The sequence below is a fragment of the Stenotrophomonas koreensis genome, assembly GCF_001431525.1.
GTDB classification, from domain to species: domain Bacteria; phylum Pseudomonadota; class Gammaproteobacteria; order Xanthomonadales; family Xanthomonadaceae; genus Stenotrophomonas; species Stenotrophomonas koreensis.
The window spans coordinates 1-15,429 of sequence record NZ_LDJH01000002.1 but is presented as its reverse complement, the minus strand read 5'-3'; the positions used below and the strand labels follow the sequence as shown (position 1 = coordinate 15,429).

At 65.9% G+C, this 15,429-nt stretch carries 12 protein-coding genes; 5 read left to right on the top strand and 7 right to left on the bottom strand.

Annotation, left to right across the window (positions count from 1 at the left end; translation table 11 throughout):
* Position 1: 1 nt before the first annotated feature.
* Positions 2-1,003, bottom strand: a complete 1,002-nt coding sequence (gap, locus tag ABB25_RS00365; RefSeq protein WP_057662071.1) for a type I glyceraldehyde-3-phosphate dehydrogenase — start codon at positions 1,001-1,003, stop codon at positions 2-4.
* 217 nt (positions 1,004-1,220) lie between these two features.
* On the opposite strand from gap, the gene ABB25_RS00360 reads away from it, so the two are divergent.
* The 5 genes from ABB25_RS00360 (at position 1,221) to ABB25_RS00340 (ending at position 8,006) form a co-directional block, all read left to right on the top strand.
* The gene (locus tag ABB25_RS00360; protein ID WP_057662068.1) at positions 1,221-1,847 is read left to right on the top strand and encodes an OmpW/AlkL family protein; all 627 of its coding nucleotides are present in this window, start codon (positions 1,221-1,223) and stop codon (positions 1,845-1,847) included.
* A gap of 120 nt (positions 1,848-1,967) precedes the next feature.
* A complete protein-coding gene (locus tag ABB25_RS00355; RefSeq protein WP_057662065.1) occupies positions 1,968-2,789 on the top strand; it encodes a S1/P1 nuclease in 822 nt (273 codons plus the stop codon).
* 129 nt (positions 2,790-2,918) lie between these two features.
* Complete coding sequence (locus ABB25_RS00350) at positions 2,919-4,058, top strand: glycosyltransferase family 4 protein (protein WP_057662062.1); 1,140 nt, start codon at positions 2,919-2,921, stop codon at positions 4,056-4,058.
* Complete coding sequence (locus tag ABB25_RS00345; RefSeq protein WP_057662059.1) at positions 4,055-4,603, top strand: phosphatase PAP2 family protein; 549 nt, start codon at positions 4,055-4,057, stop codon at positions 4,601-4,603. The genes ABB25_RS00350 and ABB25_RS00345 overlap by 4 nt, the downstream gene beginning before the upstream one ends.
* A 304-nt stretch (positions 4,604-4,907) precedes the next feature.
* Positions 4,908-8,006 (top strand): TonB-dependent receptor, encoded by a 3,099-nt coding sequence (locus ABB25_RS00340; RefSeq protein ID WP_083488023.1) that lies wholly within the window; start codon positions 4,908-4,910, stop codon positions 8,004-8,006.
* A gap of 86 nt (positions 8,007-8,092) precedes the next feature.
* Here ABB25_RS00340 and ABB25_RS00335 read toward each other — a convergent pair whose 3' ends face one another.
* From ABB25_RS00335 to ABB25_RS14690, 6 genes are all read right to left on the bottom strand, one after another.
* The gene (locus ABB25_RS00335) at positions 8,093-9,292 is read right to left on the bottom strand and encodes a TonB family protein (protein WP_083488022.1); all 1,200 of its coding nucleotides are present in this window, start codon (positions 9,290-9,292) and stop codon (positions 8,093-8,095) included.
* A 27-nt stretch (positions 9,293-9,319) separates the two neighbouring features.
* Positions 9,320-9,688, bottom strand: coding sequence for a BlaI/MecI/CopY family transcriptional regulator (locus ABB25_RS00330; protein WP_057662529.1), 369 nt, complete (start codon positions 9,686-9,688; stop codon positions 9,320-9,322).
* A 156-nt stretch (positions 9,689-9,844) separates the two neighbouring features.
* Positions 9,845-11,851 (bottom strand): transketolase, encoded by a 2,007-nt coding sequence (tkt, locus tag ABB25_RS00325; protein WP_057662052.1) that lies wholly within the window; start codon positions 11,849-11,851, stop codon positions 9,845-9,847.
* A gap of 112 nt (positions 11,852-11,963) precedes the next feature.
* Positions 11,964-13,286, bottom strand: a complete 1,323-nt coding sequence (locus ABB25_RS00320) for a dicarboxylate/amino acid:cation symporter (protein ID WP_057662047.1) — start codon at positions 13,284-13,286, stop codon at positions 11,964-11,966.
* A gap of 104 nt (positions 13,287-13,390) precedes the next feature.
* The gene (locus ABB25_RS00315) at positions 13,391-15,070 is read right to left on the bottom strand and encodes a BatD family protein (protein ID WP_083488021.1); all 1,680 of its coding nucleotides are present in this window, start codon (positions 15,068-15,070) and stop codon (positions 13,391-13,393) included.
* The gene (locus ABB25_RS14690) at positions 15,058-15,300 is read right to left on the bottom strand and encodes a hypothetical protein (RefSeq protein WP_057662043.1); all 243 of its coding nucleotides are present in this window, start codon (positions 15,298-15,300) and stop codon (positions 15,058-15,060) included. Before ABB25_RS14690 ends, ABB25_RS00315 begins: the two co-directional genes overlap by 13 nt.
* Positions 15,301-15,429: the final 129 nt, after the last annotated feature.

Sequence of the window (15,429 nt, the reverse complement as noted above, 5' to 3'; positions counted from 1 at the left end):
CTCAGCCAGCCACGACCTTGACCATCTCCAGGCACTTGTTGGAGTAGCCCCACTCGTTGTCGTACCAGCTCACCAGCTTGACGAAGGTGCCGTCCAGGGCGATGCCGGCATCGGCGTCGAACACCGAGGTGCAAGTCTCGCCGCGGAAATCGGTGGCCACCACCTTGTCCTCGGTGTAGCCCAGGATGCCCTTCAGCGCGCCCTGGCTCTGTGCCTTCACCTCGGCGCAGATCTCGGCGTAGCTGGCTTCCTTTTCCAGTTCCACGGTCAGGTCGACCACCGACACGTCCGAGGTCGGCACGCGGAAGCTCATGCCGGTCAGCTTGCCCTTCAACTCCGGCAGCACCACGCCGACGGCCTTGGCCGCACCGGTGGAGGACGGGATGATGTTTTCCAGGATACCGCGGCCGCCGCGCCAATCCTTGTTGGACGGGCCATCGACGGTCTTCTGGGTGGCGGTGGCGGCATGCACGGTGGTCATCAGGCCACGCTTGATGCCCCACTTGTCATTGATGACCTTGGCCAGCGGCGCCAGGCAGTTGGTGGTGCACGAGGCGTTGGAGATGATGGCCTGGCCGGCGTAGCTCTTGCAGTTCACGCCGAACACGAACATCGGGGTGTCGTCCTTGGACGGCGCGGACATGATCACCTTCTTGGCGCCGGCATCGATGTGCTTCTGGGCGCTGGCCTTGTCCAGGAACAGGCCGGTGGATTCGATCACCACCTCGGCACCGACCTCGTCCCACTTCAGGTTGGCCGGGTCACGCTCGGCGGTCAGGCGCACCTTCTTGCCATTGATGATCAGGTTGTTGCCATCCACCGACACCTCACCATCGAAACGGCCGTGGACCGAGTCGTACTTGAGCATGTAGGCCAGGTAATCCGGCTCGAGCAGATCGTTGATGCCGACGATCTCGATGTCGTTGCCGAAATTCTCGATTGCCGAACGCAGCACATTGCGGCCGATGCGACCGAAACCGTTGATGCCGACCTTGATTGCCATGGGTGACAAGTCTCCTGCAGCCGCATGCGTGCGGCGGGGTGATGTAAAGGGGCCGTCATTCTAGCAGCCGGGCAGCGATCCCATCGCTGCACAGCAATAAAACCAACCCTTCCGCCAGCTGAACAATCAAGCTGAATTGATTCCAATCAACGCCGGTCCGGCGCCGCATGCACACACTGGATTCACACCAACAACACCTCACAGCGAGATGCCCACCATGCGCAAGACCTCCCTGATGCTTTCCGCCCTTGCCCTTGCCGCCGCTTCGATGGCCGCCCCGGCGATGGCCCAGTCCAAGGGTGACTGGACTGCCAGCGTCGGCGTCGGCTCGGTCAACCCGAAGTCGGACAACGGCAAGCTGGCCGGTGGCACCTTGGCCGTGGACGTGGACAGCGACATCAAGCCGACCATCACCGGCGAGTACTTCATCGCCGACAACCTGGGCATCGAGGTGCTGGCCGCGCTGCCGTTCAAGCACGACATCAACATCGACGGCCTGGGCCGCGTCGGCTCGACCAAGCACCTGCCGCCGGTGGTCAGCCTGCAGTACCACTTCAACAGCGCCGGCAAGGTTTCGCCGCTGGTCGGCCTGGGCGTGAACTACACCACCTTCTTCAGCGAATCCACCGGCGGCGCGCTGGCCGGCAGCAAGCTGAAGCTGGACGACTCCTGGGGCCTGGCCGCGCACGTCGGCGTGGACTTCAAGATCAGTGACAACGGCTCGCTGCGTGTGGACGCACGCTGGGCCGACATCGACACCAAGGTCAAGCTCGACGGTGCTGACCTGGGCACCGTGAACATCGACCCGATGGTGTACGGCGTTTCCTACGTCCACAGCTTCTGATCACCTCCCCCTCCCAAGGTGATGCGCCCCCGGCCCCGGTGCCGGGGGTTTTGTTTTGTGTGGGCCGACAGCATGACTTTTGGCCGCAGATCCAATTGTGCGAAACGATAGAATTGGTTGATGAAACGCCTTTTATTCCCCGTACTGGCCGGCATGCTGTCCAGTGTCATCGCCACTCCCGTCATGGCATGGGGCGTCCAGGGCCATGGCCTGATCGCCGAAGTGGCCCAGACCCGGCTCAGCCCGCAGGCACAGCGCCAGGTCAATGAGCTGCTGGCATTGGAAGGGCACCAGCAACTGGTGGAGATTGCCTCCTGGGCCGACCAGCTGCGTGAGCGTGACCCGGACCTGGGCCGGCGCAGCGCCCGCTGGCATTACATCAACCTGGCCGAGCCACAGCTGCCGGCCGAACAGAACTGCCGGTACCAGCCGGAGCGCCATTGCCACCAGCGCGATTGCGTGGTGGCGGCCATCGAGGACCAGGGCAAGCGGCTGGCCGACACCAGTCTGCCCGCAGCACAGCGCCTGCAGGCGCTGAAGTTCGTGGTCCATTTCGTTGGCGACATCCATCAGCCGATGCATGCCGGCTACGGGCATGACAAGGGCGGCAACAACCTGCAGGTGCAGTACGCTGGCCGCGGCAGCAACCTGCATGCACTGTGGGACAGCGGCATGCTGCGCAGCCGGCAATGGAACAACACCGACTACCTGCAGCACCTGCTTGAGCTGGCCGCACCCACCTTGAACCCGGACCAGCCACAGCAGTGGGCCGAGAACAGCTGCCGGATCGCCATTGCCGAGGGCGTCTATCCGCAGCGCCGCCAGATTGACGCAGCCTATGTGCAGCAGCACCTGCCACACATCGAACACCAGCTGCGCCTGGCCGGTGAGCACCTGGGGGCATTGCTCAACCAGCTGCTGGCCAACCCGGCCAGCCACTAGCCCAGCAACGCCTGCCACCGTGCAGGCGTTTTTTCACCCCGGTCCGGTCATCGCGCCGTCACCGCGTTGCCATCAACCCAACATGTTGCCGCCCCAGTCTACGGCCAGTGCCTACGCCGCAGGGGACTCATGCGCATTGCCATCGTCACCGACACCTGGCCGCCGGAGATCAACGGCGTAGCCCTCACCGTCCACGGCCTGGCCCACGGTCTGGCCGACCTTGGACACGCGATCCAGGTGGTACGCCCACAGCCCGCCGACACACGCCTGGACAGCCACGAGCTGCGGCTTGAACAGCACTTCGTTCCCGGCCTGCCGCTGCCACGCTACCGCGGCCTGCGCTTTGGCCTGCCGGTACCTCGACGCCTGCACCGCCTGTGGCGCAGCCAGCGCCCGGATGCGATCTACCTGGCCACCGAAGGCCCGCTCGGCCACAGCGCACTGAACGCGGCGATGGCGCTGGACATACCGACCTGCAGCGGCCTGCATACCCGCTTTGACCACTACGCCTGCCACTATGGCCTGCCGCAGTTGCAGCACTGGGTGCTGGCAGGCATGCGCAGGTTCCACAACCGCGCCGGCGCCACCCTGGTGGCAACCCGCGCCCTGGAAAAGGAGCTGCGCGGCCACGGGTTTGCCTGCGTGCAGCAGCTGGCCCGTGCGGTGGATACGACACGCTTCCACCCGCGTCACCGTGACCCGGCGCTGCGCCAGGCCTGGGGGGTGGAAGAAACGCAGCCGGTCCTGCTGCATGTTGGCCGGTTGGCAGCGGAAAAGAACCTGTCACTGCTGCTGCGGGTACACCAGCAGCTGGGCGAAAGTGGCTGCCCTGCGCGGACGGTGATCGTCGGTGATGGCCCCTTGCGGGCGGCGATGCAGGCCGCACACCCGGAGATCATCTTCACCGGCATGCTGCAGGGGCAGGCGCTGGCCAGCGCCTATGCCAGCGCCGACCTGTTTGCCTTCCCCAGCCTGAGCGAAACCTTCGGCAACGTCCTGCTGGAGGCAATGGCCAGCGGTCTGCCGGTGGTGGCCTACAACCATGCCGCGGCCGGTGAGCATCTGCTGGGTGAGCTGGGCAGCACCCGCATTGACTGTGGCGATGAAATGGCCTTCATCCAGCAATGCCTGCGCCTGGCCCGCTGTGCGGACAGCCGCCGGCAGCTGGGCCGCCTGGCACAGCAACAGATGCAGGCACTCAGCCCGCAGCGGGTCACGGCCGAGTTCGCGCGGCTGCTGACCAGCCTTGACCGCCTGGAAGCCGCATGAGCCGGGCCGGCGTACGCTGGTTGCGCTTCACCCTGCTCAGCGGCGAGTGGCGGCTGTGCTGCTGGTGCAACCGCTGGTGTGCAGAGGCCCCGCTGAACGCGCTGTTCACCCGGGTCAGCCGGCTTGGTGATGGCCCGTTCTGGTATGCCCTGATCGCCTGCCTGCCACTGCTGGCAGGCAGTGACGGCGCGCTGGCAGCGGTACACATGGCCGTTACCGGCGCACTGACCGCCGTGCTCTACCGCTGGCTCAAGCACTGGACCCGACGACCGCGCCCGTTCCGCCAGCATGCCGGAATCGTGGCCCATATCCCGCCGCTGGACGAGTTCAGCTTTCCCTCCGGGCATACCCTGCATGCGGTGTCCTTCAGCACGGTCGCACTGGCCTGGTTGCCGTGGTTGTGGCCCTTGCTGCTGCCCTTCACTGCGCTGGTCGCCGTTTCACGGGTGATGCTGGGCCTGCATTACCCCAGCGATGTCCTGGTGGCCATCGCCCTGGGTTGCGGCATCGGCCAGGCAGTACTGGCGCTGACACCGTACTCCTGAGCCGGGCACGTCACGCAGGCACGGTTTTGCGCAATTGGACCAAAGACCCTGCCAAAAGGCAGTTGACTTGCCAGAAACAAGACCAAACAAGTCTGCATTTGCTGCCAGGCAGTTCTCAATAAAAACAAGTGTTTGCATTGAAGCCGAGGAAAGCATCTCGCATACGAATGCGACAGCAATGTGTCCAGTTCAAACTTTCATTAAAGACTTGTTCACAAACAAGCCAGGTTCGTTACTCTCCATTCACCTGCCGCTCACCGCGATCCGCGGGTCCAGACAGGCCCCATGAATGGAGAGAACCTCAATGATTCACGGCAAGACTTTCAGGCGTGCCGGTCTGAGCGTTGCACTGGGCATGTGCATCGCTGGCGGCGTCCAGGCACAAAGCACCACCGGCAGCATCCAGGGCAGTGTCCCGGTCAGCGCCGGCACCACCACGGTACAGGCCAGCAACAACAGCGGCTTCAGCCGCACCGTCACGGTTGATGCCAATGGCCGCTACAACCTCAGCGGGCTGCCGGTAGGCAACTACACCGTCACCGTCACCCGCGATGGCCAGGTCATCGGCAGCCGCCAGGTCACGGTGGTGGTCGGCAGCACCGCCGACAGCTCGTTCACCGCTGCCAGCGGTGGCGACGCCACCACCCTGGGCGCGGTCAATGTCACTGCCACCACCCCGGCGGCGATCGACCTGACCACCACCGATACACGCACGGTGATCACCGCCGAGCAGCTGGAGCGCCTGCCGCTGGGCCGCTCCGCTGAAGCGCTGGCCCTGCTCGCCCCGGGTGCGGTGGCCGGTGCAGCCGGCTATGGTGCGCTGGCCGGACTGGTCTCCTTCGGTGGCTCGGGCGTCTCGGAAAACGCCTACTACATCAACGGTTATTTCTCCGGCGAGCCGGTCTCCAACCTGGGCGGCTTCTCGCTGCCGTATGGCGCCATTGCCCAGCAGGAAACCTTCACCGGTGGCTACAGCGCCAAGTACGGCCGTTCGGCCGGCGGCGTGATCAACCAGATCGGCAAGCGCGGTACCAATGATTGGGAATTCGGCGGCCAGCTGACCTTTGCCCCGCGCGCCTGGCGCGAGGAGTACAAGGATCTCTACCTGCCCGATGCCGCTCTGCCCGCAGGCTACGCCTATGAAGACCCGGATGCGGCCGGCACGCTGTATTCCAGCAGCAAGGGCGCCAGGAGCGCCACCACCACCTACAGTCTGTATGCCGGTGGCCCGATTGTGCAGGACCGCCTGTTCGTCTTCCTCGCCGGTGAGGCCGAAAAGAGCGAGTCCACCAGCAACCCGACCACGCTGGGCAACCCGCGTCGTACCTACGGCGAAACCACCAACCCCAAGCTCTACGCCAAGATCGACTGGAACATCACCGACAACCACCTGCTGGAAGGCACGTGGATGAAGGAAAAGGAAGATTACAGCGGTTATTACCGTGCCTATGACATCTACACCCACACCCTGGGTGAGCGTCTGGCGCTGACGCCCACCGAGCAGGAACGTGAGAGCGAATACAAGATCTTCAAGTACACCGGCTTCCTGACCGACAACCTGACCCTGAGCGCCACCTACGGCAACAGCGAATTCATCGCCAAGGACACCCCGTACCTGTTGCCGGGGGTGCCGCACATTGCCAACCCGACCCTGCAGGATCCGGCCGTCACCGGAGGAAACCCGGTCTACAGCAAGCTGGCCGGCTATCAGGGGCGTGACGGTGTGAACAGCACCGACGGCATCCGTGCCGACCTGGAATGGGTGGTCGGCGACCACACCCTGAGCCTGGGCGTGGACAACATCACCTTCGAGGCCGATAACGAAGGCACCTCGCAGCCGATCGATTACTGGATCTACAGCCGCGGCAACCCGACCAGCAATATCAACGCCGCACTCGGCGTCGGTGCACCGGGCGGCGCCGGCTACTATGTCGGCAAGCGCTATTACTTCACCAACACCAGCATGTCCCTGGACCAGAAGGCCTGGTACCTGGAAGACCGCTGGCAGATCACCGACAACCTGCTGCTGACCCTGGGCATCCGCAACGACGAGTTCACCAACAAGAACAACGTCGGCGAGGTCTACATGGCTTCCAAGGACCAGTGGGCCCCGCGTCTGGGCTTCAGCTGGGACGTGTTCGGTGATGCCTCCACCAAACTGTACGGTAACGCCGGGCGCTACTACCTGGCCATGCCCAACAACGTGGCCATCCGTGGCGCATCGGCCTCGACCTACACCACCGAATACTTCACCTACAGCGGCATTGATGCCAACGGCGCCCCCACCGGCCTGACCCCGGTGCCGGGCGTGGGCGGTGCACCGGCTCCGGGCGCGGTGTCCTCCAACGGTGAGTACGGCACCCCGGTGGATGTGCTGGCCTTCGCTCCGAAGGACCTGAAGAACATGTACCAGGACGAGTACATCATCGGTTTTGACCGCATGTTGAACCCGAACTGGTCCTTCGGTGCCAAGTTCACCTACCGCGACCTGAAGTCCTCCATCGACGATATCTGCGACCCATACATCTTCATGGAGCACAACCAGCTGGTTGACATCAACTATGTCAACGGCAAATACATCGCCCAGGACAATTCCGGGAAGAACGTGGAAGTGGCCTACTGCTACATGTTCAACCCCGGTGGCACCAACACCTTCTCGCTGGCCAACACCGACGCCGACGGAAACCCGGTGGGTGGACGTACCGAGTACACCATGTCGGCCGCAGACTGGGGCTTCAACCATGGCCTCAAGCGTACCTACAAGGCCGTGGACCTGTACCTGGACCACCCGTTTGACGGCACCTGGGAAGGTCGCCTGACCTATACCTACGCCAAGAGCGAAGGCAACAACGAAGGCCAGGTCAAGAGCGAGTTCGGCCAGACCAACATCTCCAAGACCCAGGACTGGGACGCCTGGCAGATCATGGCCTTCGCCAATGGCTACCTGGCCAATGACCGCCGCCACCAGATCAAGCTCTACGGCAGCTATGCCATCACCGATGAGTGGACCGTAGCCGGCAACCTGCGCGTGCAGTCGGGCACCCCGATCAGCTGCCTGGGTTACTACAACCCGGACGGGACCATCGATGAAGGTTCGGCCGCCGGTGACCCGATCGGTTACGGCCCCAGCTACCACACCTGCTTCGGTGAAGTCGCCAAGCCGGGGGACAAGCGCACCCCGTGGACCCGTCAGTTGGACCTGAGCCTGGGCTGGCGTCCGGAAGTGTTCGACGGCAAGCTCAATGTTGCCCTGCAGGTGTTCAACGTGCTCAATGAAGACAAGCCGCTGCAGGTGGACGTGACCTCGGAAACCGATCCCTACAGGGTCTCCAATACCTTCATGCTGCCGATTGCCCGCCAGACGCCACGTTATGCCCGTCTGTCGGTGTCCTACGACTTCTAAGGCACTGCAAAACAGCATCAACGAAACCACAAACGGCCCCGGGAAACCGGGGCCGTCTGCATTTTCAAACCTGTGCTGGTAACCGCTCAGCTGCCGCCAGCGCTGTCGGGGTGGGTGGTGTCATCCAGGTCAAACCACACCGGCACCCGTACCTTGCCAGCCACCGGCTTGCCGTTTTCCATCGCCGGGTTGAACTGCCACTTCCAGGCCGCGGCCACCGTATTGGCATCAAACACGCCGGCGGGGCTGGACTCCACCACCTTCACCGCGGTCGGCTTGCCATCCATGCCAACCTCGATTTCCAGCATCACCTTGCCCGACTGCCCCCGAGCATACGCCTCACCCGGATACACCGGCGCACTCATCGCGCGGACCTGGACGTCGCCCGTTGCCGTGCCGAGCGCATCGACTTCGGCCGTGATCCGGCCGTTGTTCTGCACCGGGGCCGCTACCGGTTGTGGCGGTTGTGCAGCCCAGGCCAGCGTCGATACCAGCAGTACGGCAGCGGTGACACCGACGCCGGCCAGGTGACGTTGCAGCGGCGTTTGTTGCGGACGTTTCAGCATGACAATGCGCTCCTTCAAGGGATGGGTGTCCTGCCAGTGGCAACCCACCGGCAGGGGTGACAGGGCCAGGCTGGTCTTGAGCATGGCGCTGGCATAGCTGCGGCGTGCATCACCACGTTGGGCGATGACGGCTTCATCGCAGGAAAACTCCTGGTCCGCACGCAGGCAACGCTGCGCCAGCGCAAACAGCGGGTTGAACCAGAACAGGCAGCGCCACAGGGCCACGGCAGCATTGATCCAGGCATCGCCACGACGCAGGTGGATACGCTCGTGCAGCACGATCAGGGCCTGTTCCTCGACGCTGTAGTGGGCATGGAAACCCGCCGGCAGCACGATGCGCGGCCGCAGCACCCCGACCAGCGCCGGCAAGCCGGGAACATCGGTGCCCTGCCAGCAGCCATTGCCCAGTGCCCGCAACGGGCCCAGCGCACGCACAAAACGCCGCTGCTGCCAGCACAGCCAGAGCGCACAGCAGAGCGCGCCGATGAGCCACAGGTCGATCAGGACATCGACCCGGGCCAGCCCGCTGAATGGCAAGACCGGCACCGCCAGCAGCGGCCCGATGTGACCGGACGCCACCGCCTCGGCCACCACCACCGTACGCGGCGACGGCAACAACACCGCCAGGGCCGCCAGCGGCACCATCGCCCACAGGCCATAAGCGGCACCGGCGCTCAGATGACGGCGCGCCGGGGGTGCGCAGCAACAGCACCAGCGCACAGGCGGTGCAGCAACGTCTGCAACAATTCAGTGCTGGTCATCGTCCAGCTCCTCGAGCAACTGGCGCAGCTGCGCCACATCATCGGCACTGAGCTTGCGGTGCTGGCTGAAGTGGGCCACCAGCGGCGCAACCTTGCCATCGAACAGGCGGTCCAGCAGGCTGCGGCTTTCCTCCAGCACCCAGGCATCACGCGCGATCAGCGGGCTGTAGAAAAAGCGCCGCCCATCCTTGCTGGCGCTGACCGCGCCCTTGGTGAGCAGGCGATTGAGCAGGGTCTTGATCGTGCCTTCGGCCCAGCCGGCATCGGACAGCGCGGCAATCACTTCCTCAGCACTGCGCGGGGCCGCTTCCCACAGCACCTGCATCACCCGGGATTCGGCTTCGGAGATCTGGATCATCGTTTACGCTCGTAATCGGAACGTTTCGATTACACGCGTAAACAAAGCCCTCGGTCAAGCCGGACCGTGCCATCTGCCGACGAACGGTCGCCGACAGCCCATAAAAAACGCCGGGCGGGCCCGGCGTTTTCGTCCAATGTTGGCGCGGCGCGATCAGCCCTTGAGCTGGCCACGCGCGGCGTCGACCACCGCCTCGACGGTGATGCCGAAGTGCTTGTACAGCTGGTCGGCCGGGGCCGAGGCACCGAAGGTGTCGATACCCACCACCGCACCATCCAGGCCAACATAGGCGCGCCAGAAACCGGTGACACCGGCCTCCACCGCCACGCGGGCGCGCACGGCATTGGGCAGCACCGACTCACGGTACGCCGCGTCCTGGCGCTCGAACACCGTGGTGGACGGGATCGAGACCACGCGGGCCGCAATACCCTGGGCATCCAGCTCGGCCTTGGCCTTGATGGCCAGTTCCACTTCCGAACCGGTGCCGATCAGGATCACGTCCGGGGTGCCTTCGCAGTCGGCCAGCACGTAACCGCCACGTGCGATCTGCGCGATCTGCTCGGCACTGCGCAGGTTGTGGGCCAGGTTCTGGCGGCTGAATACCAGGCAGGACGGGCCGTCCTTGCGCACGATCGCCTGCTTCCAGGCCACCGCCGACTCGACCGCGTCGCACGGGCGCCAGACATCGTTGTTGGGGATGTAGCGCAAGGAGGCCAGGTGCTCCACCGGCTGGTGGGTCGGGCCGTCCTCACCCAGGCCGATCGAATCGTGGGTGTAGACGTGGATGACATGGGCCGGGATCAACGCGCTCATGCGCAGCGCGTTGCGGGCGTAGTCGGAGAACACCATGAAGGTGGCATCGAAGGGCAGGAAGCCGCCGTGCAGGGCCAGGCCATTGGCGATGGCGCTCATGCCGAACTCGCGCACGCCGTAATAGACGTAGTTGGCGTTGGCGTCGTCGCTGGCCACCGAGGTGGCGCCCTTCCACAGGGTCAGGTTGGAGTGCGCCAGGTCGGCCGAACCACCGACGATTTCCGGCAGCAGCGGCGCGAAGGCGGCAATCGCGTTCTGCGAGGCCTTGCGCGAGGCAATGGATGCGCCTTCGGCGGCGACCTGGGCGATGTAGGCATCGGCCTTCTCCAGGAAGTCGGCCGGCAACTCGGCATGCGAGCGGCGGGTCAGCTCGGCCGCCAGTTCCGGGTAGTGGGCGGCGTACTTGTCAAACAGCTGCTCCCACTGCGCTTGGCGGAAAGTGCCGGTGCCGTTGGCACGCCAGCCGGCATAGATTTCTTCGGGAATCTCGAACGGGCCATGCTCCCAGCCCAGCGCGGCGCGGGTGGCGGCCAGCTCGTCGGCGCCCAGCGGCGCACCGTGCGAGGACTCGGAGCCGGCCTTGGCCGGGGAGCCGAAACCGATGGTGGTGCGGCAGCAGATCAGGGTCGGCTTGTCGTCCTGCGCCAGCGCGGCCTCGATCCCGGCCTTGATGCTGTCGGCGTCATGGCCATCGACGCCACGCACCACGTTCCAGCCATAGGCCTCAAAGCGCGCGGCGGTGTCATCGGTGAACCAGCCAGCGGTGTTGCCGTCGATGGAGATGCGGTTGTCGTCCCAGAAGCAGACCAGCTTGCCCAGGCCCCAGGTGCCGGCCAGCGAGGCGGCCTCGTGCGAGATGCCTTCCATCAGGCAGCCATCGCCCAGGAACACCCAGGTGCGGTGGTTGACGACATCAAATTCGGGGCGGTTGAAGCGCTGGGCCAGCAATTTTTCGGCCAGCGCCAGGCCCACCGCATTGGCAAAACCCTGGCCCAGCGGACCAGTGGTGGTTTCCACGCCCGGGGTCTCGTGCCGCTCCGGGTGGCCGGCGGTCTTGCTGCCGAGCTGGCGGAACGCCTTGAGCTGCTCGATCGGCAGGTCATAGCCGCTCAGGTGCAGCAGTGCGTACTGCAGCATCGAACCGTGGCCGTTGGAAAGCACGAAACGGTCGCGGTTGAACCAGCCCGGGTTGCTCGGGTTGTGGCTCAGGTAATCGTTCCAGAGCACTTCGGCGATGTCAGCCATGCCCATCGGCATGCCGGGGTGACCGGACTTGGCTTTTTCAACCGCATCGGCGGCAAGGAAACGGATGGCGTTGGCCAACTGGCGGCGGGTGGGCTGCGTCATGGTGTTCTTCAGGGACAGTGACGACCGCGAAGCTGCGGGCGGCCCATTGTCCCATACCTGCCCGCTTGCCGGCCGCTGACCTGTGGCACAGGTGCAGCCACTGCAGACCTGCTCAGCCCTGCACGTTCGGCCCGGTGGTTGCCACTGCAGGTGCGGCGGCATCGGGCTCGTTGCGCGCCACCAGCGTGGTCAGCACCAGGTCACCGGTGACATTGAGCGCGGTGCGGCACATGTCCAGGAAGTGGTGCACGCCGAGGATCAGGCCGATGCCCAGCGGGTTGACCCCGACCATGCCGCAGATCAGCGCCACCACCGGCAACGCCCCGGCCGGCACCCCGGCGGTGCCGATCCCGCCCAGGATGCATACCACCATCACCAGCACCTGCTGGCCCAGGCTCAGCTCCACCCCGAAGAACTGCGCCAGGAACAGCACGGTGACCCCTTCGTACAGCGAGGTGCCGTTCTGGTTGGCGGTGGCACCGACGGTGAGCACGAAGCGCGAAATCCGCGGCGGCAGGCCCATCCGGTCGGCCACCCGCAGTGCGGTGGGCAAGGTGGCATTGGACGAGGCGGTGGAGAAGGCCATCAGCGTGGCCTCCTGGCTGGCACGGAAGAAGGCCAGCGGCGAACGCCCGGCAAACGCCAGCGCCAGGCTGTAGCTGATGAGCATGTGCACCGCCAGGGCGGCGATCACCACCAGCACATAGGCGCCCAGGCGCACGATCACCTCGCCGCCGAACACCACCACCAGGTTGAACATCAGGCAGGCCACCGCGTACGGGGCCAGGCCGATGACCTTGCCGATCAGGGTCATCGACACCTCGAACACGCCTTCGATCACCCGTTTCAGCGGCGCCACCTTCTGCGCCGGCGACAGCACCATGCCCACGCCGAACATCAGCGCAAAGAACATCAGCGACAGGATGGCGCCATTGCTGCTGGCCGCGGCCAGCACGTTGGACGGCACGATGGACAGGAACATCTCCAGCCCGGTGGGCTGGTTTTCCAGGCTGGCCACGATCTGCGAGCTGCGCTGCGCATTTTCGGCCAGCATCGCCTGGGCCATCGTCGGGTCAACCCCGGTACCGGGCTGGAACAGGTTGACCATGAGCAGGCCGATGACCACCGCCGTGCCCGACAGCAGCACGGTATAGCCCAGGGTCTTCCAGCCGATGCGTCCGAGCGCACTGACATCGCCCATCTCGGCCACGCCGACCACCAGCGCCGAGAACATCAGCGGCACGATCAGCATGAAGATCAGGTTCAAGAAGATGGTCGACACCGGCGTGGTCAGCCAGCGGGTGACCTGGTCCACCCAGGCCGCATCGGCAGCAAAGGCATGGGCAAGCAGTCCCAACAACAGACCCAGCGCAAAACCAATGCCCATCTTCCAGTGCAGCGGCATGCCGGCTGCCTTGTCCTGCGCCTTGCCCATCACAAGCCTTCCCCCGAAGTTCGAGCGCACAGCCTAGCAGGATGAGGGCAGCCTGCTGCAGGCCCGGGCTGACAGGTACGGCGTCTGCTGCTGGCCGGCAGCGGCTACGCTGAAGGCGGTCGCGGCCCGGGATACAGCGCTGGCAACGGGTCGTGGGCGGCAAGCGGTGCCGGCCTGGCCTGCCAGACCGGTCCCTGACGGAAATGCCGGCGCAGATTGGCCCGGGCGCCGACCCGGTCACCACCAGCAGCGGCCCACCATGCCTGTTCGGCCTCCAGCAACGCCTGCCGTTGTTGCGGCTGCGCCAGCGCCGCCAGCAGCGCTTGCCGGCCCGCCACGCCGGCCATCGCGGCCAGGGTATCGATGATCTCCTGCAGCCCGCCATGTTCGAGCTGGGCCTGCAGCGCAGCCAGCGAAGGCACGGCCACCGCCGCTGCCGGATCAGCCACCGGCAGACGCTGACGCCGATACCACCACCACAACAGCAGCAGCCCCGACAGCAGGGCCGCTGCTGCCAGCAGCCACCACCACGTCTGCCGGGCAACCGCGGGCGCGGGCACCGCACTGGCGGGGAAATCGACCGCGGCGGACGGCGGCATCGACGCCTTGTCGCTGGCCGGCGCCGCTGCCGCGGCGCTGGCGGCAACCACCTGCAGCTGGATTGCCGGCTGCACGCTGCGCCGCCGCTGGCCGTCCGGCACCTGCCACCACGCCAGTTCCACGGCCGGCAGCTGCAGCGTTCCGGGTTGTTCGGCCACCAGCACCATGCGCCGGCGCAGCAACAGTTGCGGCCGCTCCGCCGGGAAGGACTCTTCCACCTCGGTGGCCTGCGGATACAGGCGGTAGCCCGGCCCGGCCGCCGGCAACGGCAGGTTGTCCAGCTGTGCCCGCGAGGCACCATCAAGCCGTGCCTCCAGCACCAGCTCGACACCTCGGCCGGCCTCCACCGTGCTGGGTACCTGCTGCCATTCCAGCTGCAGGTCATGCACCGGCAGCCAGGGCTCCGGCACATCGGCCGGACGCGCCTGCACCTGCAACTGCAACGGAGGGTCCTGCTCGGCGGCGAGCAGCTGCCCGCGCCCGGCGCCCACCGCACGGCCACGGAAGCGTGCCGGCGGCAGCTGCAGCGGGCCACTGCGTTCGGTCAACAGCAGATAGCGCCGTTCGACCACGTTGTAGTGCACGCCCTCCACCAGCGCCTGGTCCACCCGGTCCTGCCCCACCTGCTGCAGCCCGGCATGGGCGGGCGCCGGCTGGATCAGCTCGCCACCGGCCAGCTGGGTGGCGTAATACAGCGCCACCACCACGCCAACGCTCTGGTGTGCCCACGGCTGGGGGCCATCAACCCGGGTACGGATGAAACTCAGCGGCGGCGCCGTGCCCGCCGGTTGCCCGGCCTGGCCATGGCCAGGGTTGTCGCGCACCTCCAGCCACAACGGCGCGGTCTGCTGGCTGCCCACCCGCAATGCCGGAACCTGCAAGGTACCCGCGCGGCGCGGCTGGATGCCGAGCACATACTCGACCCGGGTAATGAAGCGGCCATCGCGCAGTTCACTGTAGCGGCGCAGGTTCGGCGCATAGATCAGGAAATCCCGTTCCAGCGGTGCATAGTCCGGGGTCTGGTCGGCGCGATCACTGCGGATGGTCAGCGTTGCCACCTCGCCCAGCTGCAGCTGCTGGCGGTCCAGCTCTGCCTGCAGCAGCGACTGTGCCGATGCCGCCGGCCATCCGCACAGGCACAGCAACAGCCACAACAGCCGGCCCGCCGACCTCAGCGCTGCCATTGCCGGCGCTCCTTTTCCAGCTGCAGCCGGCGTCGCAATAGCGCCCCCGGTTCATCAGGGACCCGGCGCAGCCACAGCTGCTGGGCCTGCTCCTGCTCCTGGGCGGGGCGAGCCTGGGCAGCATCCGGTGTCGCCTGTGCTGGCTGTTGCCCCTGGCGTGCAGCTGCCAGGGCCTGCTCCAGCGCCTGGCGCTGGGCCTGGTTGGCCTGCTGCTGGGCCGCCTCATCCATTTGCCCGTACTGCTGGCCCTGCTGGCCCTGCTGGCCCTGCTGGCCCTGCTGGCCCTGCTGGCCCTGCTGGCCCTGCTGGCCCTGTTGGCCCTGTTGGCCCTGTTGGCCCTGCTGACCTTGCTGACCTTG

Coding starts and splice junctions, on each gene's coding strand:
- gap (WP_057662071.1), bottom strand. CDS start 1,003: ATGGCAATCAAGGTCGGCATCAACGGTTTCGGTCGCATCGGCCGCAAT.
- ABB25_RS00360 (WP_057662068.1), top strand. CDS start 1,221: ATGCGCAAGACCTCCCTGATGCTTTCCGCCCTTGCCCTTGCCGCCGCT.
- ABB25_RS00355 (WP_057662065.1), top strand. CDS start 1,968: ATGAAACGCCTTTTATTCCCCGTACTGGCCGGCATGCTGTCCAGTGTC.
- ABB25_RS00350 (WP_057662062.1), top strand. CDS start 2,919: ATGCGCATTGCCATCGTCACCGACACCTGGCCGCCGGAGATCAACGGC.
- ABB25_RS00345 (WP_057662059.1), top strand. CDS start 4,055: ATGAGCCGGGCCGGCGTACGCTGGTTGCGCTTCACCCTGCTCAGCGGC.
- ABB25_RS00340 (WP_083488023.1), top strand. CDS start 4,908: ATGATTCACGGCAAGACTTTCAGGCGTGCCGGTCTGAGCGTTGCACTG.
- tkt (WP_057662052.1), bottom strand. CDS start 11,851: ATGACGCAGCCCACCCGCCGCCAGTTGGCCAACGCCATCCGTTTCCTT.
- ABB25_RS00320 (WP_057662047.1), bottom strand. CDS start 13,286: ATGGGCAAGGCGCAGGACAAGGCAGCCGGCATGCCGCTGCACTGGAAG.
- ABB25_RS00315 (WP_083488021.1), bottom strand. CDS start 15,070: ATGGCAGCGCTGAGGTCGGCGGGCCGGCTGTTGTGGCTGTTGCTGTGC.
- ABB25_RS14690 (WP_057662043.1), bottom strand. CDS start 15,300: ATGGATGAGGCGGCCCAGCAGCAGGCCAACCAGGCCCAGCGCCAGGCG.